The organism is Lysobacter yananisis (genome assembly GCF_031199375.1).
In the GTDB taxonomy this organism is placed as follows: domain Bacteria; phylum Pseudomonadota; class Gammaproteobacteria; order Xanthomonadales; family Xanthomonadaceae; genus Lysobacter; species Lysobacter yananisis.
In genome coordinates this window covers 4,442,629-4,461,117 of sequence record NZ_CP133568.1, presented here as the reverse complement: position 1 = coordinate 4,461,117, position 18,489 = coordinate 4,442,629, and the positions used below count along the sequence as shown (strand labels likewise).

The 18,489-nt window shown below is 66.6% G+C and carries 7 protein-coding genes; 3 read left to right on the top strand and 4 right to left on the bottom strand.

Going from position 1 to position 18,489, the window contains the following annotated elements:
- Positions 1-35 precede the first annotated feature (35 nt).
- Together RDV84_RS18690 and RDV84_RS18685 are read right to left on the bottom strand one after the other, a co-directional pair.
- Positions 36-1,097 carry a hypothetical protein gene (locus RDV84_RS18690; protein WP_309151186.1) on the bottom strand — a complete coding sequence of 354 codons (1,062 nt, stop codon included), beginning with the start codon at positions 1,095-1,097 and terminating at the stop codon, positions 36-38.
- Positions 1,094-5,995 carry an alpha-2-macroglobulin family protein gene (locus RDV84_RS18685; protein WP_309151185.1) on the bottom strand — a complete coding sequence of 1,634 codons (4,902 nt, stop codon included), beginning with the start codon at positions 5,993-5,995 and terminating at the stop codon, positions 1,094-1,096. The genes RDV84_RS18690 and RDV84_RS18685 overlap by 4 nt, the downstream gene beginning before the upstream one ends.
- Positions 5,996-6,894: 899 nt before the next feature.
- On the opposite strand from RDV84_RS18685, the gene RDV84_RS18680 reads away from it, so the two are divergent.
- The 3 genes from RDV84_RS18680 to RDV84_RS18670 all read left to right on the top strand — a co-directional run bounded on the left by RDV84_RS18680 (position 6,895) and on the right by RDV84_RS18670 (position 16,297).
- Positions 6,895-8,445: a M4 family metallopeptidase gene (locus RDV84_RS18680; RefSeq protein ID WP_309151184.1), complete on the top strand. Its 1,551-nt coding sequence runs from the start codon at positions 6,895-6,897 to the stop codon at positions 8,443-8,445.
- A gap of 780 nt (positions 8,446-9,225) precedes the next feature.
- Complete coding sequence (locus RDV84_RS18675; RefSeq protein WP_309151183.1) at positions 9,226-11,127, top strand: M4 family metallopeptidase; 1,902 nt, start codon at positions 9,226-9,228, stop codon at positions 11,125-11,127.
- Positions 11,128-11,449: 322 nt separating this feature from the next.
- Positions 11,450-16,297 carry an RHS repeat-associated core domain-containing protein gene (locus RDV84_RS18670; RefSeq protein ID WP_309151182.1) on the top strand — a complete coding sequence of 1,616 codons (4,848 nt, stop codon included), beginning with the start codon at positions 11,450-11,452 and terminating at the stop codon, positions 16,295-16,297.
- A gap of 727 nt (positions 16,298-17,024) precedes the next feature.
- Here the strand turns inward: RDV84_RS18670 and RDV84_RS18665 are convergent.
- Both RDV84_RS18665 and RDV84_RS18660 read right to left on the bottom strand, forming a co-directional pair.
- The gene (locus RDV84_RS18665) at positions 17,025-17,378 is read right to left on the bottom strand and encodes a DUF1428 domain-containing protein (protein WP_123648332.1); all 354 of its coding nucleotides are present in this window, start codon (positions 17,376-17,378) and stop codon (positions 17,025-17,027) included.
- Positions 17,379-17,683: 305 nt separating this feature from the next.
- The gene (locus RDV84_RS18660) at positions 17,684-18,280 is read right to left on the bottom strand and encodes a YceI family protein (RefSeq protein ID WP_309151181.1); all 597 of its coding nucleotides are present in this window, start codon (positions 18,278-18,280) and stop codon (positions 17,684-17,686) included.
- Positions 18,281-18,489: the final 209 nt, after the last annotated feature.

Here is an 18,489-nt window from a genome sequence, read left to right as displayed (position 1 = left end):
CGGCCGCCTTCGCGGCCGGCGCGGGCGCGGCGCTCTCAGCTTTCCAGGCCGTCGAGATCGTGCGCGTCGGCTTCTTCCAGGTACAGCTCGCCGTCGATCAGGCGCCAGCGCAGGTGATAGCCGACGCCGTCGCCTTCCGGCCATTCCACGGTCGCACGCGCGTCGACCACGTAGGTGTAGCCGTCGATCTCGACGGTCGCATCGTCGGGCGCGGTGTCGATGAGCAGCTTGCGCTCGCCGGCGTCGGCGCCGCGCGGTTTGACGAAGCTGACGACGCTCTCGTGAGGATCGAGCCGCTTCAATTCGAGGCGGCTCAAGAGGCCGACCGCATCGGCGAAAGCGCGACGCCGATCGGCGTCGGCGAAGACCGGGTCGGGCGCCGGCGCGGCTTCGCCGCGGATCGGCGGGCCCGGTCGCAGGTTGGCGTCCAGGGCCGACAGCTTGCCTGCCTCGATCGCCTCGCGCATCGCCCGCAGGCGCGACAGCACCCGCTGCCGCGCATCCTCGGTCGACACCCGCGCCAGCGCGCCGTTGCGCCATTCGAACTGGTAGTAGTTCAAGGTGCGCGGGAACGGCAGCATGCACGCTTCCAGCCCGTCGGCCCACAAGCGGCCGTCGCGGATCTCGCGCACCGCCGGGCAGTCTTCGAACTTGTCGGTCTGGTCGGCTTGCAGCTGCAGGCCGCCGTCGCGCGCCAGCAGCACCCGCACCGATTTGGCGACATGGCGCATCGCGCCTTCGTCGCCGATGCCGTATTCGATCACGACATCGTCGCGGCCGTCGCGGTCGAGATCGCCGGTGACGTAGTTGACCTCGAACTTGTCGAACACCGGATCGGCATTGCGCATGACCGCCTCGGCCTGCGCGATCAAGGGATCGGGCAGCGGCGGCGTGTCGTGCGGCGTGGTGCCGCCCCAGTTCAGCGCCGGATCGACGGCCGGCGCAGGCGCCGGCGCGACCGACGCCTCGGCCGCCTGCGACGAGGTCGACGCGCCCGTGCGCTTGCACCCGGGCGCCAGCGCCAGCAGCGCCGCGCACAGCGCGAGGCTGGCCGCGGCGGGAAGCGCGACGCGTCCCGCCCGCTTCGCCGCGCTCACGGCTGACGCACCGTCAGGCTGGCCGGCGAGGCCTTGCCGACGCCGCGCAGCTCCGGACGGTACATGTCCTCGACCAGCGACGGCGGCACCGTGTACGTGCCCGGGGTCACCGCGCGCACCAGGTAGAACACCCGCGCGGTGCGGCCGTCGTCGAGCTTGAGCGCGGCGACGTAGCGGTCGTCGCGGAACTCCTCGTGCTTGACGTCGGCGGCGCTGGAGCGCTCGGCGATCTCGATCCCGTCCACGACCACGCCGGCCCACTGCTTGGCGTCGCCAAGATTGAAGTTCTCGATCTCCAGGCCGGCCGGCAACAGGTCGGTCAGCAGCGCGTCGGGCATGGCGCTGCGCGCCTTGATCGCGACCTGCACGATCAGCGCCTCGCCCTCGACCAGGCTGCCGCCGGACCACTCCTTGCCTTCGGTGGTGTAGTACTTGCGCGTCACCTCGATCTTCGAGCCGTCCGCGGCCGGCGGCGTGCGCGGCACGCCGGCGACTTCGAAGCTGGCGTACAGCGGGGTCGGCCCGTTCGGCGCGAAGCTCACGCCCGAGGCCAGTTGGGCGAAGTCGAAGGCGCGGCCGATCAGCTTGGCCGGCTCGGCGTCGGTGGAACCGCCGGCGACGGTCCAGCGGCCCGACAGCTGCTTGCCCTGGTCGGCCATCAGCGCCTTGCCCAGCCGCGCCAGCGCGACCTGCTCCTGGGTGCTCAGGTACAGCCAACCGCTGTTGCGGCGCGCGTCGAGGTCGCGGCCCATCGCCACGGCGCGCGCGTCGAACTCGGGCTGCGACAGCTTGTGCTCGTGCACCAGCGCGATCATCAGCGCGTCGTCGCGCAGGCGGCTGCCGTAGTCGCCCAGGTAGTCGGGCCGCTGCGACGGATCGCGCGCGAAGCCTTCCTTGATCGCCTTGGCCCCGCGCGCCTTGTCGCCCTGCAGGCTCAGCGCCAGGCCGAGGTGCACCAGCGGCAGGCCGGTCAGGCTCTGCTTGCGGTCGTTGTCGTACAGCGCGCGCAAGGTGCCCAGCGGAGCGCGGTTGACCCGCGCCAGCACGTAGCCGGCGTGGGCCTGGTAGGCGAACTTGAGGTGCTCGCGGCGATCGTAGCCGTAGAACGAGGCATTGCCCGACAGCAGGTCCTCGCCGAGCGCCTTGAGCGCCTTCTGCAGCATCGCCTCGGGCACGGCGAAGCCGCCGTCGCGCGCGTCGAGCAGGAACTCGGCCACGTACGGGGTCAGCGCCGGATTGACGTAGTCGCCGTCGCCCCACATCGAGAAATGGCCCGAGGCGATCTGCATCGCCGCCAGCCGGCCGAACGCGCCTTCCATGCGCGCGCGCCGCTGCTTGGCGTCGATGCCCTTGACCCCGAGCATCTTGGCCGTGACTTCGTCGAGTTCGAGCGCGGCATAGCCCTTGCTCGTGGTCTGCTCGGCGCAGCCGTACGGGTACTCCAGCGCGCCCTGCAGCGCGCTGGCGAACGGGATCGGCGGCAGCGCGCTGACCACCATGCGCGCGCTGACCGAATCGGGCATCAGCCCGTCGGCGAACTCGCTGCCGAGCTGGATCGCGCCGAGTTCGTCGAGCACGCGGGTGCGCGAACGCAGCACCGACGGCCAGGCCGGACGCACCGGCAGATCGTAGCGGCGGTCGACCTTGTAGCCGTTGCCGTCCACCTGCACCCGCACCTGCGCCACGGTGTAGCCCTCGCGCGCGGTGACCGGGAAGGTCAGGGTCTTCTTCGCCTCCACGCCCAGGCTCAGGCTGTGCTCGCCGCCGTCCAGCGACAGCGGGCCGATGCCCTCGACCTTGACCTTGAACTCGCCGGGCTTGCCGGTGAAGTTCTGCACGTCCAGGGTCACGTTGCTGCGGTCGCCGGGCGCCAGCACCCGCGGCGTGCTGGCCTCGGCCAGCACCGGCGCGCGCACGATGGTTTCGGCGTCGCGGTTGCCGTAGGTGCCGCCGGAATACACCAGCGCCGACACCCGCAGGGTGCCGTTGAAGTCCGGCACCGCCAGGTTGATCCGCGCATTGCCCTTCGCGTCGAGCTTCACCGGGCCGGCGAACAGGTCCACGGTCTGCACCCGCGCGGTCGGCCGCCGCGCCTGCGGCAGCGCCTGCAAGGCCATGTCGCCGCCGAAGCGGATCTTGGCGCTCTCGCCGTCGAAGCTTTCGATCACCCGGCCGTACACGTCGTACGAATCCACGCCGAGGCGGCGCTGGGCGAAGAAGTGCGCGGCCGCGTCGGGCACCGCGAAGCGGGTGATGTTGAGGATGCCCACGTCGACCGCCGAGACGGTGACGTAAGCGTCCTTGCCGGCCAGCTGCGGCGCGCTGACGGTCACCGGCAGGTCCTGCTCGGGCTTCATCAGCTTGGGCACATTGAGGCCGACCGCGACCTTGCGCTCGCGCCGGTCCATCGGCACGAACGCCACGCCGACCGCGCGCGCCGGGGTGATCTTGCTCGGCGCGCTGCCGCCGCGGAACACCAGCGCGGTGACGTAGACGTCGTGGCGTTCCCAGGCGTCGGTGACCGGAATCTTGAACTTGCTGCCGGCCTTGGCGGTGATCGCCTGCACGTAGACCATGCGGTCGGTCTCGACCATCAGCAGGCCCGGACCTTCGTGCGGCGGCGTCACCGTCACCTCGAGCGTGTCGCCGGACTTGTACGAAGTCTTGTCGAGCGCCAGCTTGACCTTGTCGGGGCGCGCGTCGAGGCCGCGGTTCTGGTCGTCCCAGCTCCAGCCGGCGCGGAACGGATAGCGCGTGGTGATCTTGGTCTGCGGGTCGTACACGTCGAGGCGGTACTCGCCCCACTCCACCTGGAAGCTGAGCTTGGACGCGTTCGCGCCCAGGTCCACCGCGCGCGTCTCCACGTCCTCGAAGCGGCGGGTGAAGTCGTACTTCCAGCCGCCGTCCTCGCCGTAGTTCCAGTGGTAATCGCGGCGCTCGCGCACCAGGGTGGCGCGCACGCCGCTGGCCGGGCGCGGCTTGCCGTCGCTGCCCACGCGCATCAGTTCGAAACCGACGGTGGCATTGCTGTCGGCGCCGTCCTTGTCGTCGAACAGCGGGCGCACGCCGACCAGCGCGTCGGCCGGCCACAGCACCCGCTTGACGCTGCGGTTGACGCTGCGGCCGCCGCTCTCGTAGACGCTGCCGGTGACGATGGCGGCGATGGTGCTGACCGGCTTGGCCTCGTCCGGCAGCGCGATGTCCTGCTGCAGCTTGCCGGCTTCGTCCAGCGACGTGTCGACCACGTCCTTGGCTTCCTTGGGCAGGCTCAGGGTCGGATCGCCGAAGAAGTAACCCGGCATCTGTTCCAGCGGATGCTGCTCCACCGCGACCGTCATCTTGGCGGTGAAGCGGTTGCCCGCGGCCGGCGCGCCATAGAGATACGCGGCCTGCACGCCGAGCTTGAACGGCTGGCCCGGACGCAGCACCGCCGGCGCGTTCAGATCGAGCTTCAGCCGCTCGGGCAGGAACTCCTCGATCCGCAGGGTCATGCCCTGCACCGCCTCCTTGCTGGCCGGATCGGTGCGGAACTCGACCCGCCAGCGGCCGGTCGCGGCGTCGGCGGGAATCAGCTGGGCGTGGCGCACATAGCCCTGCGCATCGGGCTGCAGGCGGGTTTCCAGGAAGGTCTTGCCGTCGGGCTGCACATAGCGCAGGAACACCGGTTGCAACGCCTTGCCCTTGGTGTCGACGGGCTTGCCGTCCTGGTCGCGCAGCAGCGCCGACAGGCGCACGGTTTCGCCGGGGCGGTACAGGTCGCGCCCGGACCAGGCGAACACGTCGAACCAGGCCTGCTCGCGCCCGGCCACGGCGAACTCGGACAGGTCCAGCGCCGGCTGGTTGAACGGCAGCATCGACACGTCGCTGCCCTTGCCCGCGATCAGCACCTGGGCCGCGTCGAGCTTGTAGTTCAGCAGCGCGTTGCCGTTGCCGTCGGTCTGGCCCTTGAGCACCGGCTCGCCGTCGGCGCCGATGACCTTCAGCTCGACTCCGCCGACCGCCTCGCCCTTCTCCAGCGAGGCCACGTGCACGAACAGCTTGTCCTTGTAGGCGCGCGCGTGCAGGCCGAGGTCGCTGACGGTGAAGAACGCGGTTTCGAACTCGTCCTTGAACTGGCCGGCGCGCTTCATCACCGCGAAATACAGGCCGGGCTGTTGCAGTTCCTTGATCTCCTGCAGCGGCAGGTAGGTCAGCACGCGCTCGTTGGGCTTGCCGCCGAGCACGAAGCGGTTGACGTAGACCGGTTCGGCCAGCTTCGACAGCGGCTTCTTCTCGTCCCAGTCGCGTTCCAGCTCCCAGCTGCCCTTGCGCCCGCCGCGCTGGTACTCGGCGAAGAACTTCGGCAGTTCCTTGTCCTTGACCCGCAGGAATTCGACATCGACCTCGGCCACGTTGATCGACACCACCGGCAAACCGCGGCTGTCGCGCGCTGGCAGCACGCTGCCCTGCGAGGCGAAGCCGACCACCGGCTCGAGCGGGCCGGTGTAGACCTGCTTGGTCACTTCCGCGCCGATGCGGTCGCCGGCCGCGGCGGTCAGGCCGGGCTTGATCGTGACGGTGTAGTCCTTGCTCGCTTCCACGCTCGGGAAGCGCAGGATCTTGCCGCCGTCGTCGAGCACCCAACTGCCCTCGACCGCGGCGCCGTTCTTGTCGGTCACCGCCAGCAACTGGTCGAAGTCCTGGGTGCCGACCAGCGGCTGGCTGAATTCCAGGGCGATGGCGAGTTCGTCGCCGCGCTTCTGGTCCGGGTAGGCCGCGACCAGGGCGAAGCCCTCGACCGCCTCGCGCTTGACCACGATCGCCTCGCCGCTGGCGCTGGGCAACTGGCCGCTGCCGTCGCGTTTGCAGCCGGCGAGCAGCGCGGTGGCCGCGAGTAGCGCGACCGCCGCAATGCGCATCAGCGCGGCGCCACGGACGCCGGTACGCCGGCACGTTGGCGCTTTGGAGAGGGCGGTTCCATCCGCGGGGCCGACCGGGAGCTGCGTTCGCATCATGCGTATCTCTCAGGAAACTGCGACGCAGTATAGAGCGTGTGCATGCAGGCGGTAATCGCTCTACGGGGCCTTGGGTGAAGGCGGCACGCGCGGTACACATCGCCGCGCCCGCCTCAACGACTTGCTGTAGGAGCGGCGCGAGCCGCGACCGCGGGGGCACAGGTCGCGACGCGAACTTGCGGCCCCGCGGTCGCGGCTCGCGCCGCTCCTACAAGAGCGCTGCCAACGATGTCGCGATTGCGCGCGATCTGTGCGGCCGCTTCGGTTTCCGCCTCATGCCCGCCGCCATGAGCAAAGGTTATGTACGCGACCGTTTTCCGATAATGCCCGCCGCCGCCTCAAAACCGCCGCACAGGCCGTCACAACGCAGTATTGACCGGCGAATTACTCCCGCGACGACGCGCAATTGAAACCCCGCAGAAATCGGAAAAATACCGGCGCCCGGCGCCGAAAATAAATACCGGTCACATAATCGCGCACCGCCGCAGGGTGGCAAGCCTCGCCCACGCTCCAATCTTATGTTGCACTGCAACATAAATCCTGGAACATTATTACTTTTTTCAAGATTTCTCCTTCTGAATCCGGGATTTACCGAAGCCAATGACTGCAATGGTTTCGTCGGAAACCGGCGCGAAAACCGCCCCGGACGAGGTCGCGCTCCGGATGTGACCGCGGCACATCGCGTTGCCGGCCCCCTGCCCGCCTGCCTAGCGTCGATTCCGCCGCGCAATCGTGCCGCGGCATCCGCGCAAAACCCGCGGACACGGCCGTCGCTTCCTCCCCTCACCTTCCGGAGCACTCCCATGCATCGCAACGTATCGGCACTGTCCCTCGCTGTTTCCTTCGTCCTCGCCGCCGGCGCCGCCGACGCGGCGCAAGTGGTCGACCTGCACAGCGTCGACGCGGCCAAACTCGACCAGCAATACCGCGCCGCCACCGCCAAGTCCGGCACCGCGGCCAAGGCCAGCGTGCGCCACGCCGAGGTGATCGCGCTCGACACCGAGTCGAACCTGAGCGAACTCAAGAGCAGCGTCGACGCCGACGGCTCGCGCAACTACCGCTACCAGCAGACCTACCAGGGCGTGCCGGTGTTCGGCGAGCACGTGGTGGTGCGCGAGGACGCCCAGGGCAAGGTGCGCGCGCTGTTCGGCCGCTCGGTCGCCGGCATCGCCGCCGACCTGCCCAAGCTCGACGCCAGGCTCAGCGCGTCGCAGGCGCTGGGCCTGGCCAAGGCCGCCGCGCACGGCAAGCGCGCCGCGGCGCTGCAGACCCGCAACGAGAACAGCCGCAAGGTGGTGTTCGTCGACGACGCCGGCCGCGCCCGCCTGGCCTACGCGGTCGACTTCGTCTCCGACTCGGTCAAGGGCGGCGAGCCGAGCCGGCCGTTCGCGATCGTCGATGCGCTCGACGGCAAGATCCTCAAGCAATGGGACGGCCTCAACCACGCCCAGGTCGGCACCGGCCCCGGCGGCAACCAGAAGATCGGCCAGTACGAGTACGGCAGCGGCGGCCGTCCGTTCCTCGACGTGGCCCAGAACGGCAGCACCTACACCTTCAACACCGCCAACGTGAAAACGGTGAACCTCAACAACGGCACCAGCGGCACCACCGCCTACTCCTACGCCGGCCCGCGCAACACCGTGCGCACCATCAACGGCGCCTATTCGCCGCTCAACGACGCGCACTATTTCGGCAAGGTGGTGTTCGATACCTACCAGGCCTATGTCGGCCTGTCGCCGCTGACCTTCCAGCTGACCCTGCGCGTGCACTACAGCCGCAACTACGAGAACGCGTTCTGGGACGGCCGCGCGCTGACCTTCGGCGACGGCGCCACCACCTTCCATCCGCTGGTCTCGCTCGACGTGGTCGCGCACGAAGCCTCGCACGGCTACACCGAGCAGCAGTCGGGCCTGATCTATTCCGGCCAGTCCGGCGGCATCAACGAGTCCTATTCCGACATCGCCGGCGAAGCGGCCGAGTTCTATTCGCGCGGCAGCAACGACTTCCTGGTCGGCGCCGACATCTTCAAGGCCGCCGGCCGCGCCCTGCGCTACTTCGACGACCCGACCCGCGACGGCCGCTCGATCGGCCACGCCCGCGACTACCGCAACGGCCTGGACGTGCACTACTCCTCGGGCGTGTTCAACAAGGCCTTCTACATCCTGGCCCGGAAGCCGAACTGGGGCACGGTCAAGGCGTTCAAGGCCTTCGCCAAGGCCAACAAGGACTACTGGACCCCGAGCACCAACTTCAACCAGGGCGGCCAGGGCGTGCGCCAGGCCGCGGCGGACCTGGGCTACAGCACCGCGGACGTGATCGACGCCTTCAACCAGGTCGGCGTGACCGCGCAGTAAGGCGCGAGGCGCGCGCCGGCCCGCCCCTGCGGCGCCGGCGCGCGCCGGACGCGAATCCGGCGCGGCCGCGGCTCGCGAGCGCCCGGCCGACGCGACCAAGCAAAACCCCGGCCTGCGCCGGGGTTTTCTTTTCCGCACTTCGTCGCGTTTTTCGCTATCCGCACAACTCATGCAAAAACATAATGAATCCGCAACTGCGATAGCGCGGGCAAAAGCCGCCGTGCGGCGGTCACATGCGCCCCTGGCATTCCGCGCGAAACAGGAAAAAGGAGACCGCCGTCGCCTGCGGCCGCGCGCGCCGTAAACCGGCCAGGCGCCCAGAGTTCCGGCGAAAAGTGCGCTGCAACACATTCGGCCTGTGTATGAAACGCATTATGTGACGATCTACCCTACCTCCCGGCCCGCCACATCTTGTTGCGGCGCAGCAATAATGCTGAAACATTATTACGCGCACGGTCGCGGCCTCCGCGCCGGCCGAATATCCGCGGGCCCTCGTCGCAGAACGCTTTCAGAAGAAATCATCTGCGCAAGGCGGGCGCACACGTCGCATTCGGTTTGTGAACTGCGCAACCCGCGTTGACGGCTTTTTCGTGCCGCACCTAGCGTCCCCCCGCCGCGTTACGCGTCGACGCGGTATCCGCAACGAAGTCCGGCAACGCGCGCGCACCCAGGGCAGGACGTCCGGGCGCGGCGCCGCGGGCTACGGGGGAGCGGATGCACGAGCAATGAGAGCCGGCCGCGAACGCGGCCACCATCCACACTCGTTTGGGGGTTACACCAGTGAATCGCAACGTATCCGCGCTGTCCCTCGCCCTTTCGCTCGCCCTCGCCGCCGGCGCCGCCGGCGCCGCCCAGCGCGTCGACCTGCACGGCGTCGATGTCGCCAAGCTCAACCAGCAGTACCAGGCCGTCGCCGCCAAGTCCGGCGCCGCGGCCAAGGCCAATGTGCGCCACGCCGAGCTGATCGCGCTGGACGCCGACTCCGCGCTGACCCAGCTCAAGAGCAGCGTCGACGCCGACGGCTCGCGCAACTACCGCTACCAGCAGACCTTCCGCGGCATCCCGGTGTTCGGCGAGCACGTGGTCGTGCGCGAAGACGCCAAGGGCAACGTGCGCGCCCTGTTCGGCCGCTCGGTCGCCGGCCTGGCCGCGGAACTGCCGAGCCAGAAGGCCAAGTTCGACAGCGCCCAGGCGCTGAGCGTGGCCAAGGCCGCCGGCATGGGCAAGAGCGCCGGCTCGCTGCAGGTGCGCAACGAAAGCAGCCAGCAGATGATCTACATCGACGATGCCGGCAAGGCCCACCTGGCCTATGTCGTCAACTACTTCGCCGATGCGGCCAACGGCGGCTCGCCGATGCGTCCGTTCGTCATCGTCGACGCCAACAGCGGCAAGGTGCTCAAGCAGTGGGACGGCCTGAACCACGCCCTGGTCGGCACCGGCCCCGGCGGCAACCAGAAGACCGGCCAGTACGAGTACGGCACCAACTTCGGGTTCAACGACGTGACCCAAAGCGGCAGCACGTGCACGATGACCAACACCAACGTCAAGACCGTGAACCTCAATCACGGCACCAGCGGCAGCACGGCGTTCTCGTACACCTGCCCGCGCAACACGGTCAAGACCATCAACGGCGCCTATTCGCCGCTGAACGACGCGCACTACTTCGGCCATGTCGTGTTCGACATGTACAACAGCTACGTCGGCACCCCGCCGCTGACCTTCCAGCTGACCATGCGCGTGCACTACAGCAACAGCTACGAGAACGCGTTCTGGGACGGCTCGGCGATGACCTTCGGCGACGGCGCCACCCGCTTCTATCCGCTGGTGAGCCTGGACGTGTCCGCGCATGAGGTCTCGCACGGCTTCACCGAGCAGCAGTCGGGCCTGATCTATTCCGGCCAGTCCGGCGGCATCAACGAAGCGTTCTCGGACATGGCCGGCGAGGCCGCCGAGTACTTCATGAACAACACCAACGACTTCCTGGTCGGCGCCCAGATCTTCAAGGCCAGCGGCGCGCTGCGCTACATGGACGACCCGACCCGCGACGGGCGCTCGATCGGCCACGCCAGCAACTACACCTCGGGCATGGACGTGCACTACTCGTCCGGCGTGTACAACAAGGCGTTCTACACCCTGGCCAAGCGCGCCGGCTGGGATACGGTCAAGGCGTTCAAGGCCTTCGCCAAGGCCAACAAGGATTACTGGACCCCGAGCACCGACTTCAACAACGGCGCGTGCGGCGTGGAAACCGCGGCCACCGACCTGGGCTACGCCAAGGCCGACGTGACCGCGGCGTTCTCGGCGGTCGGCGTGACCTGCCCGACCGGCCCCGGCCCGGGCGGCCAGACCTACACCAACGACACCGACTACGCGATCAACGACAACGCCACCGTCGACAGCCCGATCACGGTCTCCGGCCGTACCGGCAACGCGCCGACCAACGCGCAGGTGACGGTCAACATCATCCACACCTACCGCGGCGACCTGAAGGTCGACCTGGTCGCGCCGGACGGCTCGCTGTACAACATCAGCAACCGTTCGGGCGGCAGCGCCGACAACGTCACCGGCACCTTCACCTTCAACCTCTCCAGCGAGCCGCTCAACGGCGTGTGGAAGCTGCGGGTGAACGACAACGCCAACGCCGACACCGGCCGCATCGACAAGTGGAGCATCACGTTCTGATCGAGTGAACCACGCAGGGACGCGACGGTCCGTAAGGCACCAGGAAAACCCCGGCTTCGGCCGGGGTTTTTTTTCGGCTCTTGATCTAAGTCAGAGGAAGTCGGCAAGGTCCAACGCCCCACCTTACTCCCGTTCTTGCTTGACGATTGCCATACGGAAATGCGCAGAAATTGAGTATAAAAACACTTTTTTTCGAACTTGAACCTCCGTATTGCCGATAACGAAAATGTCGGCGGGCGGTCAACGACGACAGCCCCGGCGCTCAGGCGACAGCCGTCGGCGCCGCAGCCCCCAGTTCTCGGGTTCGAACATGCACACAGGGATGCTTTACGCGCAGCGGAAATCCAGCCGCTACGCCAAGTCTTGGTTATCGAAGCTTGTCCTGGTCTGCTCCGCAGCGATCTTCGCTCCCCTCGCCAGCGCGCAGGAAAGCCAGGTCGCGTGGAAGATCATCGTCCCCACCGGCCAAGCCCAGTTTCACAACACTTATCAGCAGGCCGCCGACGCGATCAAGGCGCTGCCTTACAACGAGCCCGGCCCGAATCCGTACCCGTACCTCACGGTCGTCAAGGACAACCTGCTGCGCGCCGACGGCAAGGGCACGATCGTCTACTGGATGGGGCTGACGGAACCGTTGGACCCCGACTGGCGTTACGACGTCGCGGTCGGCTCCGGCACAAGCCATTCAAGCGAAGCGCTCGCTGTCGCCGAGTTGGAAGCGATCTTCAATGAGCAGTCGCCCGCGTGTCCGGCGACGGCCAAGGCGACGCCGACAGGAAACTGGGCCGCGCCAGATCCGCAGTTCGCAGGAATGCTGGAGAGCCGCGCCTATGGCGTCGAGCATTTCCGAGGCGACGGGAGTAGCACCGCTCCTTGCGTTAAGGACCAAGTAACGACGCAGGAAATGTCTCGCACGCGGCGCATGCAATGCCCGATTCCTTACACGAATTGGAGCAACCAGCGCGGCGCCTGCGTGAACGAGGACTTCGTCGCGGCGATCAGCACCGACAAGATCCTCGAGTGCGGCGGTCACCGCGGTAATCCTTGCAACGTCAAGACCGGCGAGAAGATCGAGAACCAGACCGACTTCGACCTGGGCTGGATATCCCTCACGCGCAGCTACCATTCCGGCATCGCCGTGCGTTCCGGCAGCTTCGGTCCGGGCTGGACCCATTCGCTGGACCTGCGCCTGAGTATCTCGGCCGATACGCTCGGGCTCAGCGGCGGCAACGGCTACCAGGTCCGCTTCGCCAAGGTAGGCAACGCCTTCGTTGCCGCCGACAGCAGCGGCGACCGGATCGTCGCCTCGGGTTCGCAATGGCTGCTGCATCGCCCAGACGAGGTCTTGGTGTTCGACAGCCAAGGCCGTCTGGTGGAGCAGCAGGCCGAGGACGGAACCAAGCTGACCTATGTCTATGGCGCATACGACCGTCTGGACTCGGTGACGCACTCGACCGGCCGGTCGGTGAAGTTCAACTACGCCGGCAACTCCGGCGATGCGCCGATCTCCTCGATCACGTCGGCGGACACAACCCTGGCCAGCTACACCTATACGCCGGGGCGCCAAGTCGAAACCGCGGCGTTTCCCGGCGGCGGCCAGCGCAAGTACCACTACGAAGACAGCCGCTTCCCGCGCCACCTGACCGGCGTGACCCACGAAGACAACAAGCGCTACAGCACCTTCGCCTACGACGCCAAGGGGCGGGTGATCACCAGCCAGCACGACGGCGGCGCCGACAAGATCACGCTGGCCTACCGCCCCGAAGGCGGAACCGAGGTGACCGACTCGCTGGGCCAGAAGACGACCTATGGCCTGACCAGCGGCACCGGCGTGTTGCCGCGCCGGTTCGGCGACATCGTGGACGAGAATGGCACGGTCAAGAATATGTACAACGCCGAGTCCACCGACTTCCGTGGCCGCCCGGCCAGCCTGACCGACCGCAAGGGCATCAAGTCGGAGTTCGCCTACGCCGAAGCCAACGACGCGGTCACCGGCGCGCTCGCGCGCACCGTCACGACGACCGAGGCCGTCGGCAAGCCCGAGCAGCGGGTCAGCACCGCGACGACCGATGTCGCCAGCAACCGCCTGATCCGCTCGACCGTCGGCAACCAGGAGACCCGGATCGCCCGCAACGCCCGCCTGCAGCCGATCAGCGTGGCCGTGCGCGACACCGTCGCCAATGTGACTCGCACCACCGCCTACGCCTACTGCGAAGCCGCCGATGTCGTCGCCGCCAACAGCACCTGTCCGATCCTGGGCCTGCTGAAGTCGGTGGATGGCCCGCGCAGCGACGTCAACGACATCACCAAGTTCGAGTACTACGGCAGCGACGACAGCACCTGCGCGACCACACCGGCGCTGTGCACCTTCCGCAAGGGCGACCTGCGCAAGACCATCGATGCGGCCGGCCTGGTCACCGAAATCTCCGGCTACGATGCGCAGGGCCGGGTGTTGTCGGTGGTCGATCCCAACGGCGTGGTCACCGACTCCGAGTACAACACCCGCGGCTGGCTGACGGCCAGCAAGGTGCGTGGTACCGACAACGCGGTCGAGACGGACGACCTGGTCACCAAGATCGAGTATTTCCCCACTGGCCTGACCAAGCAGGTCACGCTTGCGGATGGGAACTTCACGACCTTCGCCTACGACAACGCGCAGCGGCTGACCGGCGTGACCGACCGCTCCGGCGCGACGGTGCAGTACACGCTGGACTTGGCGGGCAACCGCAAGGTCGAAGACACCAAGAACAGCGCCGGCACCGTGCAGGCGACGCTGTCGCGGGTGCTCAACGTCCTGGGGCAAGTGCAGACCTACAAAGACGGCCTGAGCCACGCGACCGGCTACACCTACGATGCCGAGGGTCATCCGGACACGACCACCGACGCGCTCGGCCGCGTGACCGACCAGGACTACGACCCGCTTGGGCGATTGGTCAAAACCTTGCAGGACGTCGGCACCGGCCGGATCAACGCGGAAACCAAGATCGAGTACGACGCACTCGATCAAGTGACGAAGGTGATCGACCCGAAGGGCCTGTCCACGGTCTACGCGCGCAACGGGTTCGGTGAGTTGACTCAGCTGACCAGCCCCGACACCGGCGTGACCGGCTACACCTACGATGCGTCGGGCCAGACCAAGACCCGGACCGACGCGCGCAATATCACGACAACCTACAGCTACGACGCATTGGGCCGCCTGACCCAGCGTGCTTACCCCACCGCCGTGCTGGGCACGAGCTACACTTACGACACGGTCGCGTCCGGCTGCCCGGCCGGAGAGACCTTTTCCAAGGGGCGGCTGAGCCAGTCCGTCGGCACCGGCGGCGCCTTGCGCTATTGCTACGACCGCTTCGGCCGCATGGTGCGCAAGATCGTGGTCACCACCGGGCCCGTGCTGACCCTTCGCTACGCCTACACCGCGGCCGGCACGCTGAAATCGGTGACCTATCCGGACGGGAGCGTTGCCGACTACGTGCGCGGCAGCCATGGCCGAATCACCCAGATCGGCGTGACCCGTCCGGGAGCGTCGCGCGAAATCCTGCTGACCGCCGTAGGCTACGCCGCGTATGGTCCAGCGGCCGGCTGGGCATACGGCAACAGCCAGCCGATGACGCGCAACGTCGACCGCAATTACGACATCTCGCGTCTGGTCGGTTCCGCCCCGGACGGCCTGTCGCTGCACCTGACCCGCAATGAAGTCGGCAACGTCAGCCGATTCAGCACCCAGAACCAATCCGCGATCCTGGCGCGCTACGAGTACGACCGGCTCGACCGCCTGACCCAAACCCAGGATGGCCCCACCGCGACCCCGCTGGAGACCTACGGCTACGACGCCACCGGCAACCGCACCAGCTTCAAGAGCGGAGCGAGCGCCGCGCAGGCCTATGCCTTCCCGAACACCAGCCACCGCCTGCAAAGCGTCGCCGGCATCGCGCGCAGCTACGACGCAGCCGGCAACACCACCAGCGTCGGCGGCACGGCGAAGCAATACGTCTACAACGACCTGGGTCGCCTCGCGCAGTTCAAGGTCGACGGCGCGGTGAAGATGAACTACGCCTACAACGGGCTAGGCCAGCAGGTGCGCCGCTACAACGACACCAGCATCCGGCATTCGCTGTACGCCGAGGATGGCAGCTGGTTGGGCGAGTACGACAACGCCGGCGCGGCGCTGCAGCAAGTCGTTTGGATGGACGAGCTACCGGTCGGCGTGATCCAGGGCTCCGGCACGGCGCAGAAGCTGTACTACGTCGAGCCCGATCATCTGGGCACGCCGCGGATCGTGGTTGATCCGGTGCGCAACAAGGCGGTGTGGACGTGGAACATCAAGAGCGAGGTGTTCGCTAACACGCCGCCGAATGAAGATCCGGATCTGGACGGTACGAAGTTCGTGTTCGATATGCGGTTTCCGGGGCAGCGATTTGAGGCGGTCAGTGGGCTGATCTACAACTACTTCCGCGATTACGATCCGGCCACTGGCCGTTATATCCAGAGCGATCCGACGGGTCTCGATGGCGGAATTTCAACTTATGGCTACAGTAGTTCCACGCCAACTAATGCTATCGATCCTGACGGCTTGCGTGTTCGGGTCCGAAGCACTGGCAATGGAGGATACACGGCACGATTTGATCCAGTTAGCACTCAAGCCGTGGCCACAATCAACCAGATTCGAACTCTCAATCCGACTTTCAGATTTAAATCGACTGGCCCCAGAGGAAGCAGTGTTACCCGGCAAGAATTGAATTCACTCAATGGGACTTTGTATGAGACCAGAGCAGCTCATCAATCACTTTGGCCAAATAGCTGCCCGCCCAACAATAAACAGACTAGCGATCAACTTAACCGCGAAATTTTAAGGCGCGCGACGGGCGAATACAATGTTGATGCCATGGCTCGAGCTGCTGCCGCCCCAGACCGAGACGGGCTAACTCGAGCGGGGCGTGCGCTTGACAAACATGGTTCCGGCCAGCGCAGTGACAGCTCTCCATTTCCTGCTGTAAGGGGCGGACCTGCGCAGAAAAATGCCGCAGGGCAGTTTCAGGTAGAGGACATTCTTACCCACCCCAATGCGATTTTTACCCCATTAGGGCGTGGCGGGGTCGGCGTGCGCACCCCTGATGGCAGAGAGGCAAGATATGATGCAAATGGCCGATTCGCTGGATTTATTGAATGAGACACGAAAATGATAAATATCCTATCATCAGGGTTTGAAGTGGCGCCTTTTAGCGACCTGGACTATGATGGAATGACGGTAGAAATTCGCTACCAGGGAAATCCCGTTGCCCAACTAAATAAAGATAATGGCCTAGACGGGGGCGAGCTAGTCATACCATCTAGATTTTCGACAGCCGAAACGCCTCTCGCACTTCCTTTGGATGCATTTCTGGAGGCGTTGACTGCTGCAAGATCATTAATTTCTGAGCTTGGCTAATTTAGCGCCGGGCAATGGACCGACTCAGAAGGCCGCGCGCCCTCCGGTCTCCGGAGCCAGCCGTCTAATGATGTTTCAATTAACTCGAAGTTCCGCAAACCCCTTCCAGCTACCTTTAAGGCCCCGGCAACGGGGCCTTTCCTTTCTTGACCACCGCTGCACCCGCGGTTGCCGGCCGATCTCGCGTACTCCCGCATCGCCTAGCGTCATTGTTCCTTAGGTGTCCATGCAGCAGTTGATGCTGTGCAGCGTTAGCCATGCGACTTGCACGCTAGGTGACAGAACGACGAGCACTTCTCCATTCGTTCGAACATCGATGCGAGTTGGCGCGCCAAGGTCGCTCAACGCGGTCAGGATCAATTGAGTGGATGGACGAAACGCTACAGTAATCGCGCCCCAGCCCAGGCTGCACGCAGCTGCGCCGCCGAGCCGGACCGCTCCGGCGCGGAGGTTCGCACGGCATCGCGGCCTACAGCACCACCAACGGCTTGAAGCCGCCGAAGATCATGCGCTTGGCATCGAACGGCGCGTTGGCCATGTCCATCTGCAGGCGCGGATCGCTCATCACCTTCGCGTTGATCTTGTCGCGCTGCTTGCGCGACTTGTAGACGATCCACGAGAACGCGACCACCTCGCCGGGCTTGAGCTTGACCGCCTGCGGAAACGAGGTCAGCTTGCCGGGTTTGACGTCGTCCTCGATGGTTTCCCAGTACGCCACCGCGCCGTGCTCCATCCAGATCTTGCCGGCCTTGCGCGCCATCTTGCGGTATGCGGCGAGATTGTCCTTGGGAATGGCCAGTACGAAACCGTCTACGTAGCTCATGCGTCCTCCTGCGGGCTCCGGGCCCTGGATGGGAAAATCGCTTCGCGCCGCGGCGACTGCAGTGCGGCGTTCGCTGCCGTCAACGGCCGCCGGCTTGCCCCTGTAGGAGCGGCGCAAGCCGCGACCGCGAATTTTCAATCACGACGAAACCTACACCGCACTCGCGAATTCGCGGTCGCGGCTCGCGCCGCTCCTACCGTCGGCATCGCGGCGGCGCGGTACCGACTGTCGGGCTTGCGCGCGGCGCATCCCAGTGCGCTTTGTCATCCGCGCTCGCGCACGAACGTACGCACCGGCATCGCCGTTCACGTCGCCGCAGCGCTTTCCTCGACGATCGCCTCGACCTGGATGCGCAGGTTCACCGTCATGTCGAAACCGTAGTCCTTGCCCGCGCTGATGCCGAACCGGTCGCGCTGGAAGCTCGCGCCGGCGTCGGCGCCGCAGACCTCGCGCTTGTATACCGGGTGCGGCATGCACTTGAACTGGGCGATGTCCAGGTCCAGCGGCCGGGTCACGCCGTGCAGGGTCAGTTCGCCCACGACCTTGTCCGGCTTGCCGTGCTTGAAGCCGGCGAGCTTGCCCTTGTAGGTCGCGGTCGGAAACTGGGCGACGTCGAACAGCGTCGCCTTCTTGGCTTCCCCGTTCATCGCGTCCATGCCGAAATCGACGCTGGCGACGTCGATCGCGACCTCCACCGAGCCGGTGCCGGCCTGCCTGTCGAGGACGATGCGGCCCGCGGACTGGTTGAACTTGCCGCGCCACTTCGACAGGCCGCCCATGTGGTCGGCTTCGAAGCTGGGATAGGTGTGGCTGGGGTCGATCCTGTAGGTCGCCGGCGCGGCGGCGGCGGCGCCGGCGAACAAGGCGAGCGAGGTCAGCAGGCACAGCGCGGAAGTGTTCATGGGCGGACTCCAGGGCAGGCGGGAAAGCACAGGAACGCCGCGGACGGACGCGCGACGGCGAAGCCGGGGCACGCTAGCACCGGCTTCGACGGCGCCGCAATCGCAGCCCGCGACCCATCGCTCGTGCCGATACTGCGCAGCCGTTCGTGCGCTGCAGCATGGCCTCGCCCCGCCAGCATCGACTGGGGCGGACCGGGCCGCTTACCGGT